The organism is Acinetobacter sp. UBA6526 (assembly GCF_002434875.1).
In the GTDB taxonomy this organism is placed as follows: domain Bacteria; phylum Pseudomonadota; class Gammaproteobacteria; order Pseudomonadales; family Moraxellaceae; genus Acinetobacter; species Acinetobacter venetianus.
In genome coordinates this window covers 1-16,551 of the sequence record NZ_DJLC01000077.1, presented here as the reverse complement: position 1 = coordinate 16,551, position 16,551 = coordinate 1, and the positions used below count along the sequence as shown (strand labels likewise).

Sequence of the window (16,551 nt, the reverse complement as noted above, 5' to 3'; positions counted from 1 at the left end):
TATTTACCTTTCCATAAAGCTAATCAATTTTTAGGGATGGAATCATTACCGACTTTTATCGTGAATGATGTGATCAAAATACCGAACGTACCGAGTTACCTTGAAGCATATAAAAACCATTTAGATCAGATTTTCACATCAACCCATTAAGTGAGAAAATATCATGTTGACAATTATTGCTGAAATTTATACTCACGAAGGCGCTGGGCATCGCCAAGCTGTATTAGATGCTTTCCAAAAAATCATCCCAACCGTATTGGCTGAAGATGGTTGTCATGGCTATGAACCTTTGATTGACCATTTACCTGCAATAGAAATGCAAGCAGTCAATCAGAATAGCATCGTAATGCTAGAGAAATGGCAAAGCACTGAACATTTAGAAGCGCATATGCAAACTGCACACATGAAGCAACATTTTGAAGCGACCAAAGCGCATGTGGCTAATGTCAAAGTGCGTATTTTAGAAGCTTGTTTTTAAAAACCTCTAATCACTTGATGGTCTTACAGGAGAAAGGAAATCATAGTTTCCTTTTCAGTGTCTTACTGTGATGCATCCTATATAACCTATAGACTTACGTTACTTTTTTAAAAAAGTAACCAAAAACTTCGTCACCCACAAAACCTGTTCACTACTGGGATATATTTACTTATTTTGCAAAAACAATATATTACCAATAGCACGCAGGTTGTGGATGACATTTAGCACAAGCAGATTAATGTATAAATTCAGAGGAAATGCCTTTTATCTCCCCCTGTTAAATAGCAAAAGACATTTTTTACTGATAATAATACTGCTTCAAATGGCGACTATATTCCGTTAAATAACGTTCTAAGCCCTCTCGACGATCAGCTTTTTGCATTTCTTTAGCAGCCAATTGCTCTATTTTGGTTTCCAGTAAATTCAGAATTGCGGTTTGTTCCATTTCAGGAAGTTGAGCTTTTTCTTTTTGCTGTTTTTTAATTTCCAAATAATCTTCTGCCCAATGCCGTAATCGATCATGCTCAGAGACTTGGGCGAATAAATCGGTAATCAATAATTCAGGCATAACTTCTTGCGTGGCTAACTCTGCCGACATCAATCCACGGATCGAATAAAACACTTTCTTATAGGTGAAATTATCTGCAGTTTGCATCACTTTCATACCACCTTTTGCCAGTGATAAATAGTGATGATACAAAGCACTGTAATCGATTCGTTCTAGCAATCCATCGCGAAAGGTTTGCCACTCTGGAAAGGCATTAAAATAAACAATATGCGCTCTGACCCACTCCAAAACAGTAGGATTACTTTTTGCCAAAAGTCCAAACATTTTATCGAGATCATATGAAACGAAGTCAAAATCCCCATCCATGATCTCAATCAAATCACGATATTTCTTATAATCAAAATATTGATCTTTACTCGGCAAATGGAAGCCACGCACATCATAGTCACTGTCAGGGCTTGCCATCCCCCACAAACGACTCCCACTTTCAATATAAAATAATGGGATGTCTGAGCGTTGTTCGAATAGTTTTTCGATTTCTTGATGGATGTTCATGTAGTTACTACTCTTATTATTTTTTACCAAAAATACTCTTTGTAATCTTATGAAATAAAGGCTCGCTTTCTGAACTTCTTAATTCAACAGGTTGCAAAATCAGGAAAGACCTTGCCCTACCATCTTCAATATAAGGATAAAATTTTGCTTTCAGAAATGCAGGTTTTAGCTTTTGATATACTTTATCAGACTCATCACTAAAATAAATACTTGGAAATCCAACTTTTATAACATCACCATTTTCATTAACCAATAGCTCAATTTCTAATTCTCTATTTCCCCAATCTAATTCATATGAATTAAAACTAGGTATCTGTGGAGCTATTATATATCTTGGAGAAGTTTTGACATGTTGGTTAAGTCTTTGAGAACTTAAATCAATATAGTTATATTGTTCCCAATTACAATCCGAATTATTTTTCTTAACCTGCCCAATAAATGAACCATCCTTTGCCATTAAAGAAACATTCATGGTACTTGGATTGACTCTTGTAAATATATTTTGACTTAGTTGATAACAATAAAGTGGAAATAATAAATCAGTAAACATATCAACATATTTATTTGTAGGGCTTTCCAAATCCTTGTTTGATTGAGCTTTCAATAACGTTATATTAAAATTTATCTCCTGAAATAACCCTCTAAAATAAGCAAGGACTTTAAAAGCATCAGAATTAGGAACTATGTCTCTTTTAGGTGTTAGATTGTTTAATTCTTCATATATTTTAGAAGGGTTTATAATTTTATAATTCTTATCTAGAATTCCCTTTTTAATTAAAGCCAAATCTAATTCAGATGGTCTACTGGCTTCACTCAGATTATCATGGGCCCAAACCATTTGAATCCCTGATGATATTAAAAAACATAAAAGAACTTTTTTAAACACAATATTCCCCCGAATAGCTCAAATAGTTAATTTAAAAATTTTGATTATCATAATAAAAAAGCGCATCTTTCGATACGCTTTTAACAGAACTTCTTTTATTTAATCAAGCATTAAAGATCAAATAATTTACCCGGGTTCATAATCCCATTCGGATCAAATGCCAATTTCAATGCTTTCATATATTCAATTTCTTCAGGCGAACGAGAATATTCCAAATATGGCTTCTTGGTCATCCCCACACCATGCTCGGCAGAGATCGATCCATCATATTTTTTCACGGTCTCAAACACATATTTATTCACCACCTGACACTTCGCAAAGAATTCGTCTTTAGTTAAGTTTTCAGGTTTTAAAATATTTAAGTGTAAGTTACCGTCACCAATATGACCGAACCAGCAGATTTCAAAGTCTGGATAGTTTTGAGAAACGATGGCATCAATTTCCGCAATAAACGCAGGTACATGCGTAATCAACACTGAAATATCATTTTTATAAGGAATAAACGGTGCAATTGACTCTGAAATATCTTCACGTAGACGCCATAAGCTTTGTGCTTGATCCAAGCTTTGGCTCATTACGCCATCAACAACCCAGCCCTGTTCCATGCAATGCTCAAAAATCTGCATCGCTTTGTCCATGATTGGCTCATACGGCGCTTCAAATTCAAGTAATACATAAAATGGGCAAGCTGTTTCAAATGGACGTTGTACATGACCACGATCCAAAACTTTTTGCATCGCCACTTCACCGAAGAATTCAAATGCAGTTAAGTCGATTTCTTTTTGGAAAGCATGTAATACAGGCATCACTGCATCAAAATCTGGCGTGCCTAAAACCATCACTTGCAAGTTTTGTGGTTGACGCTCAAGCTTAATTTCAGCTTCAGTGATTAAACCTAAAGTTCCTTCACCACCGATGAATAAATGCTGTAAGGCATAACCTGTGGCATTTTTAATCATGCCTTTATTTAAACGAAGAATATCGCCTTTACCTGTGACAACCGTTAGACCTAACACCCAGTTACGTGTCATGCCGTATTTAATTACTTTGATACCGCCTGCATTAGTACCAATATTTCCACCGATTTGACTAGAACCTGCCGATGCAAAATCAACTGGGTAATACATGCCTTGTTGTTCAGCATAATCCTGTAATTGCTCAGTTACGACACCCGCTTGAACACGCACCATACGATCCGCTGGGAAGAATTCAAGGATTTGGTTCATTTTGTCAAAGCTAATGACGATCTCACCATTATTTGCCACAGCACCAGCTGAAAGACCTGTACGACCACCAGATGGTGTAATCGCAACATTAAATTGATTGGCAAGTTTAACAATGGATTGAACTTGTTCAGTGCTTGAAGGAAAAACGATGACTGATGGGTTCGGATCAAAATGTTTGGTATGATCTCGTCCCCAATTTTCCAAACTATCGGCATCGGTTTTAATACGGTTTTCACCCACAATTGCCGTTAATTGGGTCAATAACTCAGGTGTTAAAGCGACTGAAGCATTCATCGTTTACAGGCCTAGTAAGAAGTAAATATCGGGCTTTTGGATTGCAAGTTAATATTTTTCAATATCTTAAATATAGAAAAATAACATCATCCAAAATATAGAAGCTCTACAGAACAGCTCAAAGCTAGATATATTTAGATTTGAACATTAGATATTTATATTTTACATAGAAGCGCGCAAGGGATAAAGCGCAGGATAAGGATACTGTAATAACAAAATGTGTATAACCAATAAAATTCATGTATTGCTGAAAAATTATCAACAATTCTAGTGAGGTAATTTTAAACGAAATATCTATAACACCAAGCTCTATGCTATAGTACTGCAACTAAATTTTGGCCTTTGTAGCGGAGCCGTAATGAGCCAACATCTATCACTACCGAAAGACAAAATCCGTTTCCTATTGTTAGAAGGCGTACATCAAAATGCCATCAATACATTAAATGCAGCGGGTTATACCAACATCGATTACCACAAAACAGCACTTGAAGGCGAAGCTTTGAAAGAAGCGATCAAAGATGCTCACTTTGTTGGTATTCGTTCGCGCACTCAATTGACTGAAGAAGTTTTTGAAGCAGCGAATAAATTGATTGCCGTTGGTTGTTTCTGTATTGGTACAAACCAAGTCGATTTAAAAGCAGCGATGTCTCGCGGTATCCCAGTTTTCAACGCACCGTATTCAAATACGCGTTCGGTAGCAGAATTGGTTCTTGCTGAAACAATCCTGTTGCTTCGTCGCGTACCTGAAAAATCGAAAGTAACTCATGCTGGCGGTTGGGATAAATCTGCTGTGGGTTCATTTGAAACTCGCGGTAAAACTTTAGGTATCGTTGGTTACGGTTCGATCGGTTCGCAACTTTCTGTTTTAGCAGAAAGCTTAGGTATGAAAGTGATCTATTTTGATGCTGTGACTAAATTACCATTAGGTAATGCACGTCAAGTTGGCTCTTTAGATGAACTTTTAGAAACTGCTGATGTTGTAACATTACACGTTCCTGATGTTCCTTCTACGCGTAACTTCTTCAAGAAAGAACAATTCGCGAAAATGAAAAAAGGCTCAATCTTCTTAAATGCAGCTCGTGGTACATGTGTTGTGATTGAAGATTTAGCGGATGCAATCAAAGCAGGTCATATTGCTGGTGCTGCGGTTGACGTATTCCCGAAAGAACCTAAAGCGAATGGTGAAGAATTCCAATCACCGCTTCGTGGCTTAGACAACGTGATCTTAACACCGCACGTTGGTGGTTCTACGATGGAAGCGCAAGCAAACATCGGTTTAGAAGTTGCTGAGAAGTTTGTTGCTTACTCAGATAAAGGTATGACCCTTTCTGCGGTTAACTTCCCAGAAATCGCATTACCACTTTCTGATGGTCAGCATCGCTTACTTCACATCCACAAAAACGTGCCAGGTGTGTTATCGAAGATCAACACATTATTTGCTGAACAAGGCATCAACATCTCTGGTCAGTCTTTAATGACTAAAGGTGATATTGGCTATCTCGTTATGGATGTAGATGCATCTGCATCTCAAGAAGCACTAGATACCTTAAGCCAAGTTGAAGGCACGATTCGCGTACGTGTATTGTTCTAATAGCAAATTTAGAACAATATAGAAAAAGCCACAGTTTATGCTGTGGCTTTTTTATGGGCGTTTGAATTATTATGTGAATAATATACCAATTGTTCAAAAAATAAGACTTTCTCCCATGCTCAAGACACCTCTACATGCTGTGTTACTACTTATGATCGCCATGTTATGTGTACAAGGCAGTGGTTCACTTGCAAAGATTCTATTCCAAAGCTTTCCAGTGCTAACCGTTTCGGCGATGCGCCTCTGTTTTGGTGCAATGATTCTGGCCATCATTTTTCGAATCTGGAAAATTAACTTCAAACACGTTCGCTGGAAAGCAATCCTCAGTTATGGTGTTGCACTTGCAGGGATGAATGGTCTGTTTTATTTATCTCTAGAACGCTTACCACTCGGAATTGCTGTTGCTTTTGAGTTTATTGGGCCATTAAGTGTTGCGCTCTATCATGCCAAGCAACGTTTTGATTTTATTTGGGTTGGCTTTGCGATTTTAGGGCTAATTTTGCTTTTCCCGATGCAACAAGCACAACAAGGTATAGATCTCGTCGGTGTATTTTTTGCTGTCAGTGCCGGTGCTTGTTGGGCACTTTATATTATCGCTGGACAGAAACCATCTGGTATTTCAGGCAATCACACCGTATGTCTTGGTATGACAATTGGTATGCTTTGCCTACTCCCTTTTGCGGCATACTCAGGTGCAATAGATCGCGTCTTTGAATTACCAAGCCTCTATTATTTTATAGGACTTGCGATCTTAGCCAGCGCATTACCTTTCACCTTAGAAATGATTGCACTACGCAACTTAACACCGCTTAGCTTTGGTACATTAATGAGCTTAGAACCAGCGGTAGCTGCACTATCTGGCTTTGTATTTTTAGGTGAAATGCTTTTGTGGAATCAATGGCTAGCATTAGGCACTATCATCATTGCATCGATTGGGTGTACCTTTACGACACAACATGGGCGCCAACAAAAAGAGGCTAAATAAAATGCCTCAACATCTTAAAATAATACAGAACTCACAGTATGATCATCTCGCCTACACCTTAGCTTAACTTATTCGTCTGATCGGTCTCCCATGAAAAATCTCCAGTTGATTGCAGTGTTGTACATGGTTTTATCCATGGTGGCTTATCAAATTAGCGCATCATTTGCCAAACAGTTGATTACCACGCTTGATCCACTCACCGTGACGATTTTAAGGCTGAGTTTCGCAACCATTATCGTTGCGATCATGTTCCGCTCATGGACCATCATCTCTAAGCTGAAATACTTAAAATGGCGTGATTTACTGCTCTATAGTGCATCTTTAGGTTGTATGAATATTTTATTCTATACATCGCTTGGTAAGCTGCCTCAAGGTATTGCTGTAGGTTTAGAGTTCATTGGCCCGCTTGGTTTGGCCTTACTTTCAATCAAGCAGCGCAGCGATTTTATTTGGGTGGCATTTGCGATTTTAGGCATTGCACTCATGGTACCTTGGCATGATGCACAGCAACAAAACTTTTCATATATCGGCGCAGCCTGCGCACTAGGTGCTGGTTTCTTCTGGGCACTCTATATCTTCTTTGGACATCGTGTTGCCCAACAAAATATTGGTTTACATGCATTAACTCTTGCAATTGGTATGTCGACCATCGTGATGCTACCGATTGGTCTATGGAGTAATGCGCCTGCTTTACTAGATACTCAATACTGGGGCAAAGCTTTAGTCATTGCGATCTTAGCCACTGCAATCCCTTATGCGCTAGATTTAATGGCACTCAAGCGGTTAAGTAAATTGAGTTATGGAACATTAACCAGTCTTGCACCTGCTCTAGCAGCCTTAGCAGGATTAGTCATCTTGCATGAACAAATTAGCTTACTGCAATGGGTCGCATTACTTTGCATTATGCTTGCGTCCATTGGTGTAACCTTACGCGGTGAAAAGTCACAAACACAGTAAACCGCATTGATCACCTTATAGAAAAATTAGGCATCGGTATTTTTGTATTTCTGATATTCAGCAAGATACTTTTTGCCTAATTTGTCTTTTTCACTATCTGCCAAAATTTTTCCTGCTTGTTGGAAAAATTTGTGCTCCTCTTCTTTTAAATGATGATGGACTTTTTCACTTAATTGTTTTGCTATTGCCAACCAACTTGGATTACTCATCTCAGTGTCTTCTAACTGTTCCACCAGTTCATCCATTTCATGGTGTTCAGCTAATGCATGTCGGGTAATATCTAATCCCACATCATCAAACATTAACGGAATATATAAATAACGATCTTCAGCAACTGAATGTGCATATAATTCTTTTTTGAGCAAAGCAAAAAGCTCTTTGCGCTCATCACTTGATCCACTGGTTTTAATTAATTGATCTGCTAAACTGCGTTGCTGTTCATGACTTTCTCTAAGTGCTTCAAATATATTCATTTTTACCTCTAAGGTTGGCTAACAACCACAATACAAGATGCCATAAAGCTCATACCGCGGTGTATGGCTAAATACTTATCTTAGAAAATGTTTGTTTTTTAGACAGCATCGTTTAGGTGTGTTTTTGTTGTAAACCCTTATCTTTTGAATCAGATAGTAACCAAAATTTGATAACCCAATCGACAAATCAAGATACTGACTAAAATCAGGAATAAAATACGGATGAATCCACTGCCATATTTTAACGCCAAGCGAACACCCAATAATGAACCTGCAATATTTGCAACTGCCATCATCAACCCTAATTCAATCAATACATGTCCCGTCGGGATAAAGAAACTAAGCGCTGCGAGATTGGTCATAAAATTACCAATCTTCGATAACGCCGATGCATGCAAAAAATCAACTTGAAGAAAGCGAATAAAAAAGAAAATAAAGAAACTGCCTGTCCCAGGTCCAAAGATGCCATCATAGAATCCAATTGCAAGACTCCCAAGAGCAGCAAAGATCAGTAACCGAGGCGTGATCTGTTGATCAACATGGACTTGTCCAAATTGCTTCTTCATAAAAGTATAAATCGCAATCACGATCAGCATGATTAAGACTACTGGACGTAACACTTCTGTTGGTACCATCGATACACAAGCTGCGCCGACAAACGAGCTAATAAAAGCAAAAACCGCAATCACTGCGAGCAGTGACCACTTTAATTTGACTCGTCGGACGAAAGAAAATGCAGCTGAGCCTGTGCCACAAATCGACGCGATCTTATTGGTTCCAAAAATGGTAGCGGGTGCAGTTTGAGGTAACGCACTCATCAGCGCAGGGATCTGAATAAGTCCACCACCACCGACAGCAGCATCAATTGTTCCTGCACAAAAGGCAAAGAACACGAGACTCAGTATCAGCTCCCACTCCATAAAGACTACCTTATAAATTTAATAGGCGTTTTGGTACTAAGCGCTTTTTATCTGTAATCTCAGCTAAACCGAGGCAACGTTCACCATCAAAAACTAAAACTTCAGCGGCTGCTTCATGATCGATATTACTTTCTTGACCATTACCGAAATATTTCTCACGCCCTTCAGGAAGTTGGACTCTAGGAAAATGTGCGACAGGAGAAAATACAGGTAACAATAATGCATCACGTTGTTCTTGAGACAGGCTTTCTAAGTATTCAATCGTATAGCTTGGATCAATCTCAAAATGACCTGTTTGGGTACGATGTAACTTTGTTAAATGCCCTCCACATCCTAAAGCTTCGCCAATATCCTCGCCCAAAACTCGAATATAAGTTCCTTTTGAACAAGTGACATCTAAGGTTAGACTATCCTCACTAAACTCAATTAGCTTCAATTCATAGATCGTGACTGGACGAGCCTCACGCTCAATTTCAATCCCTTTACGCGCCAGCTCGTATAAAGGACGCCCATCACGCTTTAAAGCTGAATACATCGGTGGAACTTGCTGAATATCGCCACGGAATTGCTCGAGTACTGCTTCTATCTTCTCTTGATTTAAGGCAGACACAACACGCTCTTGTAATACAACACCCTCAACATCGCCTGTTGAAGTGGTTTGCCCAAGCTTGACTGTAGTTTGATAACGTTTAGTTGAATCCAATAGATAATGAGAAAATTTTGTCGCCTCGCCTAAACAAATTGGCAATAGTCCTGTTGCCAATGGATCAAGCGCACCGGTATGCCCTGCTTTCTGTGCATTAAACAGACGACGCACTTTTTGTAATGCAGAATTAGAACTTAAACCTAAAGGTTTATTTAATAAGAAAACACCGCTCAAATGGCGATACGAACTTTTTTTCATAATAAAAAGTCAAAGCATAAACATGCATTTTATCAAAATCAGGACTAAGATTATAAAAAGATAGCTTTTAAAAATCTCACTAGCATAAAAAAATGCGCCAATTGGCGCATTTTTTTGCTTTACAACAAAGTTAAAATTAACCTTGTTTACGAGCTGGTAACTTTTCACGAATACGTGCAGCTTTACCAGACAACTCGCGTAGGTAGTAAAGTTTAGCACGACGAACGTCACCACGACGTTTCACTTCGATTTTAGCAACGATTGGAGAGTGAGTTTGGAAAACACGCTCAACACCAACACCGCTAGAGATTTTACGAACTGTGAAAGCAGAGTTTAAACCACGGTTTTTCTTCGCGATTACAACACCTTCAAATGCTTGAAGACGCTCACGGTCACCCTCTTTTACTTTAACTTGGACAATTACTGTGTCACCAGGAGCAAAAGCAGGGATATCAGTTTTTAACTGTGCATTTTCAACAGCTTGAACTAAAGGATGTTTACCACTCATTGTGGAATCTCCAATATGTGCGGGAGAGAAGAGGTCTCTTACACCGCTGAGGATAGAGGCTAAAGCGCATATCGCTCGTTTAACTTTCCCTTTAAAACAGAATGTCTTAAAGAGCCTATTATTTAACTTAAACTAGGTTTAAGTCATAACTCGAAGCAATGCTTCTCGTTGGGTGCAAAGACAAACTGATACCAGTTTAACCTTTGGAATTTTTTAACCATTTAATTTGCTGCTTGGTCAACTCTACTTTTTCTACCAATTCTGGTCGACGATCTAAAGTTCGTTGATAACGCTGCAAAAAACGCCATTTCTCAATATTGGCATGATGTCCTGATTTGAGTACCTCAGGCACATCTAGTCCTTCAAAATGATCAGGCTTGGTATACTGTGGGCAGTCCAACAGACCATCCACAAAAGAATCTTGTATTGCAGACTGCTCGTCTGACATGACATTCGGCAAACGACGAATAACACTATCGAGCAATACCATTGCAGGCAGTTCGCCACCTGAAAGCACATAATCCCCAATTGACCATTCTTGATCAACATAATGCTGGATTAAACGCTCATCGACCCCTTCATAGCGACCACACAATACTATCAGACCATCATATTCAACGAATTGCTGTACTGCCTGTTCATTTAAGGTCTGTCCTTGCGGTGACATATACACCACAGGAACATTGGCACATCCTGCTTGCACTGCAAGTTGTTTGGCATGTGTAATTGCTTTTGCTAACGGCTCAGCCATCATTACCATACCAGGACCACCACCAAATGGACGCTCATCCACTCGTTTGTAGTTGCCCTCAGCAAAATCTCGTGGGTTAATGCAAGTGACTTGCACAATATCCCTTTTTGTTGCGCGTCCGCTAATCCCGTACGCTGTAATCGTTTCAAACATTTCAGGAAACAATGTGATGACTGCAAAAAACACCGCAGACTCCTTCTTTATTTTCCTGCTGCGCTACTGTTCCTTACTCTAAGGATTAGTAGTCTACGCCCCAATTGACGTAAATACGACCAGCTTCAAGATCAACGCGTTGCACCACATCTTTATGCCAAGGAATCATTCGCTCTTCGGCATCAATGCTATCTGCTGTTGCTTTAACAACCATGACATCATTGGCACCTGTTTCAAAAAGCTCGTAGATTTGACCAAGATTGACTTCTTGCTCATCTTCACTCAAACCTAACACGGTTAGGCCTTTAAGATCAGACCAGTAATACTCATCTACATCTGCTTTTGGAAGCTGTGATTTAGCAATCCAGATATTTGCACCGACTAAACTTTCTGCACCAGTGCGATCACTCACACCTTTTAATGCAACAACTAAGCCTTTGCCATGTGGTTTCCAACGTTTTACATCAATTGTTTGCCAACCAGCCTTGGTCTCGATGTACCAAGGAAGGTAGTCAAACATATTACTCATAGGTTCAGTGTTTGAGTAAACCCAGAGCCACCCATTCAATCCATAAGCTGAACGTAACTGTCCAATCTGAATACGATCTTCGGGAACATTCTGTGCTGGTGTCATGGGCTACCTACTACAATTATGCAGTAGTTGCAGCTTTTTTAGCTTGAGCAGCTAAAGAAGCAACACGTTCTGAAGGTTGAGCACCTTGAGAAACCCAGTGTGCAAAACGGTCAGCATCTAAACGGATTTTTTCAGCTTTACCTTGTGCAGTTGGGTTAAAGAAACCAATACGTTCGATGAAACGACCGTCACGTGCGTTACGGCTATCAGTTACAACGATTTGATAGAATGGACGTTTTTTTGCACCACCGCGCGCTAAACGAATAACAACCATGAGAACAACCTTATAATTTTTACGGATTATCCCTGCGCCGACCATCGGCAACACTTCAAACCCCTTTCATAGAGGGCGGTATTTTACGTGAAATTTGCCCTGAATGAAAGATCAAAACGTATTTATCCGCAGATTTGAATTTATTTACCGTCCCAGTTGGAATTTGGCGACAATGCACAACTTACTGCTCCTTTCGCCCAGTATTTTTCAGATTTATTGTTCAAACACATCCACCCATCACCTGCCTGCAAGGTTCCTGTGATTGGCTTTGCAATTAAAGTCCAACTTGTTGCATTCGTCAAAGCCGCGTCAAAACTTAAATCATATAATGCTACACCGTGTTTAGGCGTAACAGTTGCTCCATATAACTGGGCCATAGTTGCTCCCGAAAAAGAACCATTCATCCCTTTATATGCATTCATTCTTTCTGCAATAAACATCATTTCTGATTGGGCTTCTGCTCGGTTTACCTTGATTTTATATTGTTGATAAGAGGGATAAGCGATGGCTGCCAATATTGCAATAATTGCAACAACAATCATCAATTCAATAAGCGTAAACCCTTGTTTTACCATGATTCAGCTCCTTCTTCCTCATTACCACACGAGGTATAACTTACTTTCGTGTAATCTTTTTTATTCATACACTTAGTACCCAAGCTATTTAATAAAAGACCATAGTTCTTTTGATCTAAACTTTCTGCTTTTATTGCCCAACTACTTCCTATTGCAAACATGTCAGCCTGTGTTGATTTATTAAAATCTATCTTTTTATTTAATAAATCCGTTTTAATTTCAGGATCCTTGATGGTACTGGTTACATTCCCCTCGTCATCCTCGTCAAACTCGCTGACCGTATAAAAACCAATAATGCTTAATCTATAACTGGGATTAGTCGAATGAATAGGGAGTGAAATTTGCTGTTTAGCCGTATCAAAGTTTGAACTCAAAACACCATCTTTATCTCTGTATAAATAACTTGCTTCAAAACCTTTATAACTAAAGTTTTTAGCTTTATGCCGCTCCAATTGCTCAGCAAGCTTTTGCATTTCCTGTTGTGCTTGAGCCAAATGTGAACGTTGAATATAAAGCTGATAACTCGGCAAGGCGATTGCAGCGAGTAACGCCACAATCACCACTACCACCATCAACTCAATTAAAGTAAAACCTAAATGTGACTTATTCAGTGAAAAAACTGGTTTCATTCTTTTCACTCCTTAGTCGAATATCGTTCATACCAACGATGTGGAATAAAATTCAATGGTCCACCTGCAGGTATAAAGCGCTTACCAGGTGCAAGACAATCATCCCCTACGCAGGTTACATTCGTTGAATTAGGGTCTGGAATAACAATACCCTTACCACTTGTTGGTTCAGACATTGGTCCAACATTTAAGCTCACAATACCTGAACCCAAATTGTATTTATAGTTCGCCATTTCAGGACAAACACCTGTAGGTAAACAAATACGCTGGGTAAAACTTTGCCCTTTAACACCTGCACCACATGTTGAGGTTGTACCAGCTTCAGCTGCATCAAACATAGTCACATAAAGATTTCCTTCCATTGCAATGAGTGGTGTCAAACCCTTAATTACACTCGTACCTTCTGTTTTAGGCGCGCTAGTAGTACTATTAAATTTATGCTCAAATTTATAATACCACCCCCCCCAACCACTGGTCGGGCTAATGGCCGCACCACGAGTTGACGTTGCATTTTTATTATTCACTAATACAGATAAAGGCATCAATGAATCTAAGCTCACTGTCGAACCCTCTGCTGCAATAGTTTTATCTGCGCGTGATGAAGTTGGATAGTATATACCTGTTGGATGAATATCATATTCATACAAAGCATAAACACCATCAAACTCTAAGCCATCAGAATTTTTTTGTCCTGTCGCTACTGGTGATTCGTCAGTTGCTAATAAAGGAGAGCTTTTATTGCCTGATAGGAAGGATGCCACGACAATATTCCCCCCTTCAGTTCTCCCTGCGCTATGGTGAGCAGTAAAGACTGGCGGGTAGTAAAAGCGAGGACTGGTACCTTTATCATCTATATGTAAATTTAAAATACGGGTAATCTGAGGATTAAACACAAAAGAACCATCACTTTGGGGTTCATTTAGGTCAACCCGAAACGCTTGTCCTGCCAAATCACCAAAGTAAACATGATCGACAACACCATCATTATTACGGTCAATGGTTTTAATTTCACTCACGACACTATATTTCAAAGCGTCATGTTGTGTATGCTCTACACTACCATCCGCTTCTGTTTTACTGGCATACCACAATAACTCGCCATTATCGGCATCAAACATATACACACCCGCACCGATTTCATTGTCTTGTTTATAATTATAGTGCTCATAACCTGCATAGCCTGTTCTTACACCATTCGCATCATATAAGCCATCACCATCATCACCGCCAGCATCATAACCACCGCCCACAAACATCACTAATTTACGCTCTCCATTCCAGTTCACGTAATCAAGTTTTGGCTTAGACCAACTTTGCCCCATTTTTGCTAAGGCTGCGTATTCTTTCGAAATGACAATTGGGTTACCGTCTTCATCATAACCTAAGCTTTTCACCGAGCTTGACGCTGGGTCAATATGGAATTTAATTTTAGGACTGCTGCTGGATGAATCATCTAATCCGGTTAAATCTAAAGCGTAATAACTACGTCCTCCCATTCGCAGACCACCATAAACCCACTGTTTACCCTGTAGGTTCTCTTTTTCACTTTCAAGACCACCAGCCACATTACGCACGGCACCATCTACAGTTAAGGTCCCATCATCTTTACTCACATAAACGGTATGGGCTGCCCATTCACCATCTACCCCATAATAAAGAGCATTTTTACCATTATCCCAAGCACCAGCCCCTGACTTAAACAATTCATATTGTTTTTCAGCCATTTCTTTAGGTAAAAAGCTAAATTTTTCTACCCCGGTTTTGGCGTCTACAACGTGCAGTAAACCTTGTGTTGTCCCAAATAGCACATAGTCTTTACGGTCTGTAGTATCGACATAGACATTACCTGATGTTGCATCTTTCACAGCAACGGCTTTACCACTTTGGGTAAGTAACACAGGCAATGAGTGTAAAATACTGCCCATTTGTCTTAAGTTTGCTGGTGCGCCTTCCAAGTTTTCACTTGCTGAAGCGATGTTATAGCCTAACAAGCCCATTAAACCTTTAATGCGTTCTGGGTTGTCTGTTTTGGTTTTTTCATCTGTGGTGTATTGATGGGTAATTCTTACCAGCTGTAAATTTTGAGAAACTTTTTCTGTACCAGAAGCAGCTTCATTAAATTCATAATCGGTTAAGAGTTTACGTCCTGTATATGAATTACCGTCTTGTTGTGTACCCAAAGGAAGTTTAGATAATGCTCCCCATTTCGCAAAGGTCGGTGTATTAGTAGGGTAATTGATGTTATCGCCCCACATATCTTTTAAATCCTGTAAAACACTTTTTTTCACCACCAAGGAGCTTTCAGTGCCCGCTTTTGAAGCATAAACACCATTATTAACCACATAGTATCTCTTTAAATTACCAAACCAAAGTTGTTGATCATCTCCATCAGCGACTTTAGGTTCAAATTGAGGGAAATATGAAAATGCCTGAAGTGATTCTGGGTTTAAAGCATCCGTCGGAATAGTGGAAGAACCTGTACTAATACCGCCAATTGTGCCCCTGACATTCCCAATAAATTCATTTAGGCTATCGACTACTTGTTGAGATTCAGATGCCGCAATATACCCCCCTTTACCGTAGCTGCTTCCCCCCCAAGCTTGAGCATTGTCAGCATCGTCACCAGTAATACCTGAACCAAAGCCCACAACAGCGGTGAGCACAGGCTGAGATAGTTTAGAAATACCTGATGCCGAACGCACAACACTTAAATTATTTATAGATTTTGCAAAAGATCCAATCGCTTGCCAATCTGATTTAACCCAATAAGGACTCCATGAACTACCAATATTATAAGCATCGCCATATTCCCCTCCTGTTAATCCATTAGAAAAGCTAAAACTTGAAGAGTTTAATGCGTTTCTCATAAGTTCTAAAGTATTCGTATAGTAAGGTACTTGAGGTTGTCCATCAGTTAAAAAATAAATCCCTTGACCACTACACTCAGCCGTGGCAGAACTCAAGGGCGTTTTATATTTTGAACCAACTACTGTATCTGGATGGCTCTTACCTATACCACTATAAGTACCACTACCCGTAGTAGTACCCAATAAATAGGCTACTGCTTCTGCATAGGCAGCAGAGGTCGGTGTCCCACCAGTTCCTTTAAAATCAGAACTTTTAATAAGATTAAGAACTTTAGTACGTTGTGCAGAGCCGATATCACCCCATTCTGCTGCGGGAATACGCATATATCCCCTTAAGTTATTTTCATTATTTGATACATAAGGGAAAGTTCCAATTCCGATTT

17 protein-coding genes and 1 pseudogene are annotated in these 16,551 nt (G+C 39.4%); 5 read left to right on the top strand and 13 right to left on the bottom strand.

What is annotated here, in order from left to right:
- Positions 1-150, top strand: a pseudogene (locus B4237_RS05100) (NADPH quinone reductase MdaB); the annotation flags it as partial.
- Positions 151-163: 13 nt separating this feature from the next.
- Entirely contained in the window at positions 164-478 is a 315-nt protein-coding gene (locus tag B4237_RS05095) for a putative quinol monooxygenase (protein WP_278396876.1), read from the top strand.
- 298 nt (positions 479-776) lie between these two features.
- Here the strand turns inward: B4237_RS05095 and B4237_RS05090 are convergent, their stop codons facing one another.
- From B4237_RS05090 to B4237_RS05080, 3 genes are all read right to left on the bottom strand, one after another.
- Positions 777-1,541, bottom strand: a complete 765-nt coding sequence (locus B4237_RS05090) for a nucleotidyltransferase domain-containing protein (protein ID WP_278596579.1) — start codon at positions 1,539-1,541, stop codon at positions 777-779.
- Between the two features lie 16 nt (positions 1,542-1,557).
- Positions 1,558-2,427: a hypothetical protein gene (locus tag B4237_RS05085; RefSeq protein ID WP_278596578.1), complete on the bottom strand. Its 870-nt coding sequence runs from the start codon at positions 2,425-2,427 to the stop codon at positions 1,558-1,560.
- A 110-nt stretch (positions 2,428-2,537) separates the two neighbouring features.
- Positions 2,538-3,947, bottom strand: coding sequence for an FAD-binding oxidoreductase (locus B4237_RS05080; RefSeq protein WP_004877763.1), 1,410 nt, complete (start codon positions 3,945-3,947; stop codon positions 2,538-2,540).
- 358 nt (positions 3,948-4,305) lie between these two features.
- Between B4237_RS05080 and serA the strand changes: the two genes are divergently transcribed.
- The 3 genes from serA (at position 4,306) to B4237_RS05065 (ending at position 7,480) form a co-directional block, all read left to right on the top strand.
- A complete protein-coding gene (gene serA, locus B4237_RS05075) occupies positions 4,306-5,538 on the top strand; it encodes a phosphoglycerate dehydrogenase (protein ID WP_278596577.1) in 1,233 nt (410 codons plus the stop codon).
- A gap of 115 nt (positions 5,539-5,653) precedes the next feature.
- Positions 5,654-6,523, top strand: a complete 870-nt coding sequence (locus tag B4237_RS05070; RefSeq protein ID WP_278596576.1) for an EamA family transporter — start codon at positions 5,654-5,656, stop codon at positions 6,521-6,523.
- 90 nt (positions 6,524-6,613) lie between these two features.
- Positions 6,614-7,480 (top strand): EamA family transporter, encoded by an 867-nt coding sequence (locus B4237_RS05065; RefSeq protein ID WP_004877770.1) that lies wholly within the window; start codon positions 6,614-6,616, stop codon positions 7,478-7,480.
- A 26-nt stretch (positions 7,481-7,506) separates the two neighbouring features.
- Here the strand turns inward: B4237_RS05065 and B4237_RS05060 are convergent, their stop codons facing one another.
- The 10 genes from B4237_RS05060 to B4237_RS05015 form a co-directional block, all read right to left on the bottom strand.
- Entirely contained in the window at positions 7,507-7,953 is a 447-nt protein-coding gene (locus B4237_RS05060) for a hemerythrin domain-containing protein (protein WP_019385491.1), read from the bottom strand.
- 149 nt (positions 7,954-8,102) lie between these two features.
- Positions 8,103-8,873 carry a sulfite exporter TauE/SafE family protein gene (locus B4237_RS05055; protein ID WP_278596575.1) on the bottom strand — a complete coding sequence of 257 codons (771 nt, stop codon included), beginning with the start codon at positions 8,871-8,873 and terminating at the stop codon, positions 8,103-8,105.
- 10 nt (positions 8,874-8,883) lie between these two features.
- A complete protein-coding gene (gene truB, locus B4237_RS05050; RefSeq protein ID WP_007480674.1) occupies positions 8,884-9,777 on the bottom strand; it encodes a tRNA pseudouridine(55) synthase TruB in 894 nt (297 codons plus the stop codon).
- 136 nt (positions 9,778-9,913) lie between these two features.
- Positions 9,914-10,285, bottom strand: coding sequence for a 50S ribosomal protein L19 (gene rplS, locus B4237_RS05045; protein WP_004660214.1), 372 nt, complete (start codon positions 10,283-10,285; stop codon positions 9,914-9,916).
- A 196-nt stretch (positions 10,286-10,481) separates the two neighbouring features.
- On the bottom strand, positions 10,482-11,222 hold the full coding sequence (gene trmD / locus B4237_RS05040; RefSeq protein WP_136458304.1) for a tRNA (guanosine(37)-N1)-methyltransferase TrmD: 741 nt from the start codon (positions 11,220-11,222) through the stop codon (positions 10,482-10,484).
- Between the two features lie 52 nt (positions 11,223-11,274).
- Positions 11,275-11,823: a ribosome maturation factor RimM gene (gene rimM / locus B4237_RS05035; RefSeq protein ID WP_007480676.1), complete on the bottom strand. Its 549-nt coding sequence runs from the start codon at positions 11,821-11,823 to the stop codon at positions 11,275-11,277.
- Positions 11,824-11,839: 16 nt separating this feature from the next.
- Entirely contained in the window at positions 11,840-12,097 is a 258-nt protein-coding gene (gene rpsP, locus B4237_RS05030; protein WP_019385495.1) for a 30S ribosomal protein S16, read from the bottom strand.
- A 140-nt stretch (positions 12,098-12,237) separates the two neighbouring features.
- A complete protein-coding gene (locus tag B4237_RS05025; protein ID WP_414632341.1) occupies positions 12,238-12,672 on the bottom strand; it encodes a type IV pilin protein in 435 nt (144 codons plus the stop codon).
- Complete coding sequence (locus B4237_RS05020; protein WP_286941951.1) at positions 12,666-13,301, bottom strand: type IV pilin protein; 636 nt, start codon at positions 13,299-13,301, stop codon at positions 12,666-12,668. The genes B4237_RS05025 and B4237_RS05020 overlap by 7 nt, the downstream gene beginning before the upstream one ends.
- 5 nt (positions 13,302-13,306) lie before the next feature.
- Positions 13,307-16,551, bottom strand: a 3,245-nt coding sequence (locus B4237_RS05015) for a hypothetical protein (RefSeq protein WP_286941948.1), incomplete at its 5' end; no start/stop codon positions are given.

Bases quoted from the DNA above. Each gene is read 5' to 3' on its own strand.
- truB (WP_007480674.1), bottom strand. From the start codon at position 9,777: ATGAAAAAAAGTTCGTATCGCCATTTGAGCGGTGTTTTCTTATTAAAT.
- B4237_RS05070 (WP_278596576.1), top strand. From the start codon at position 5,654: ATGCTCAAGACACCTCTACATGCTGTGTTACTACTTATGATCGCCATG.
- B4237_RS05060 (WP_019385491.1), bottom strand. From the start codon at position 7,953: ATGAATATATTTGAAGCACTTAGAGAAAGTCATGAACAGCAACGCAGT.
- rplS (WP_004660214.1), bottom strand. From the start codon at position 10,285: ATGAGTGGTAAACATCCTTTAGTTCAAGCTGTTGAAAATGCACAGTTA.
- B4237_RS05095 (WP_278396876.1), top strand. From the start codon at position 164: ATGTTGACAATTATTGCTGAAATTTATACTCACGAAGGCGCTGGGCAT.
- B4237_RS05090 (WP_278596579.1), bottom strand. From the start codon at position 1,541: ATGAACATCCATCAAGAAATCGAAAAACTATTCGAACAACGCTCAGAC.
- B4237_RS05055 (WP_278596575.1), bottom strand. From the start codon at position 8,873: ATGGAGTGGGAGCTGATACTGAGTCTCGTGTTCTTTGCCTTTTGTGCA.
- serA (WP_278596577.1), top strand. From the start codon at position 4,306: ATGAGCCAACATCTATCACTACCGAAAGACAAAATCCGTTTCCTATTG.
- B4237_RS05080 (WP_004877763.1), bottom strand. From the start codon at position 3,947: ATGAATGCTTCAGTCGCTTTAACACCTGAGTTATTGACCCAATTAACG.
- B4237_RS05025 (WP_414632341.1), bottom strand. From the start codon at position 12,672: ATGGTAAAACAAGGGTTTACGCTTATTGAATTGATGATTGTTGTTGCA.
- B4237_RS05065 (WP_004877770.1), top strand. From the start codon at position 6,614: ATGAAAAATCTCCAGTTGATTGCAGTGTTGTACATGGTTTTATCCATG.
- rimM (WP_007480676.1), bottom strand. From the start codon at position 11,823: ATGACACCAGCACAGAATGTTCCCGAAGATCGTATTCAGATTGGACAG.
- B4237_RS05020 (WP_286941951.1), bottom strand. From the start codon at position 13,301: ATGAAACCAGTTTTTTCACTGAATAAGTCACATTTAGGTTTTACTTTA.
- rpsP (WP_019385495.1), bottom strand. From the start codon at position 12,097: ATGGTTGTTATTCGTTTAGCGCGCGGTGGTGCAAAAAAACGTCCATTC.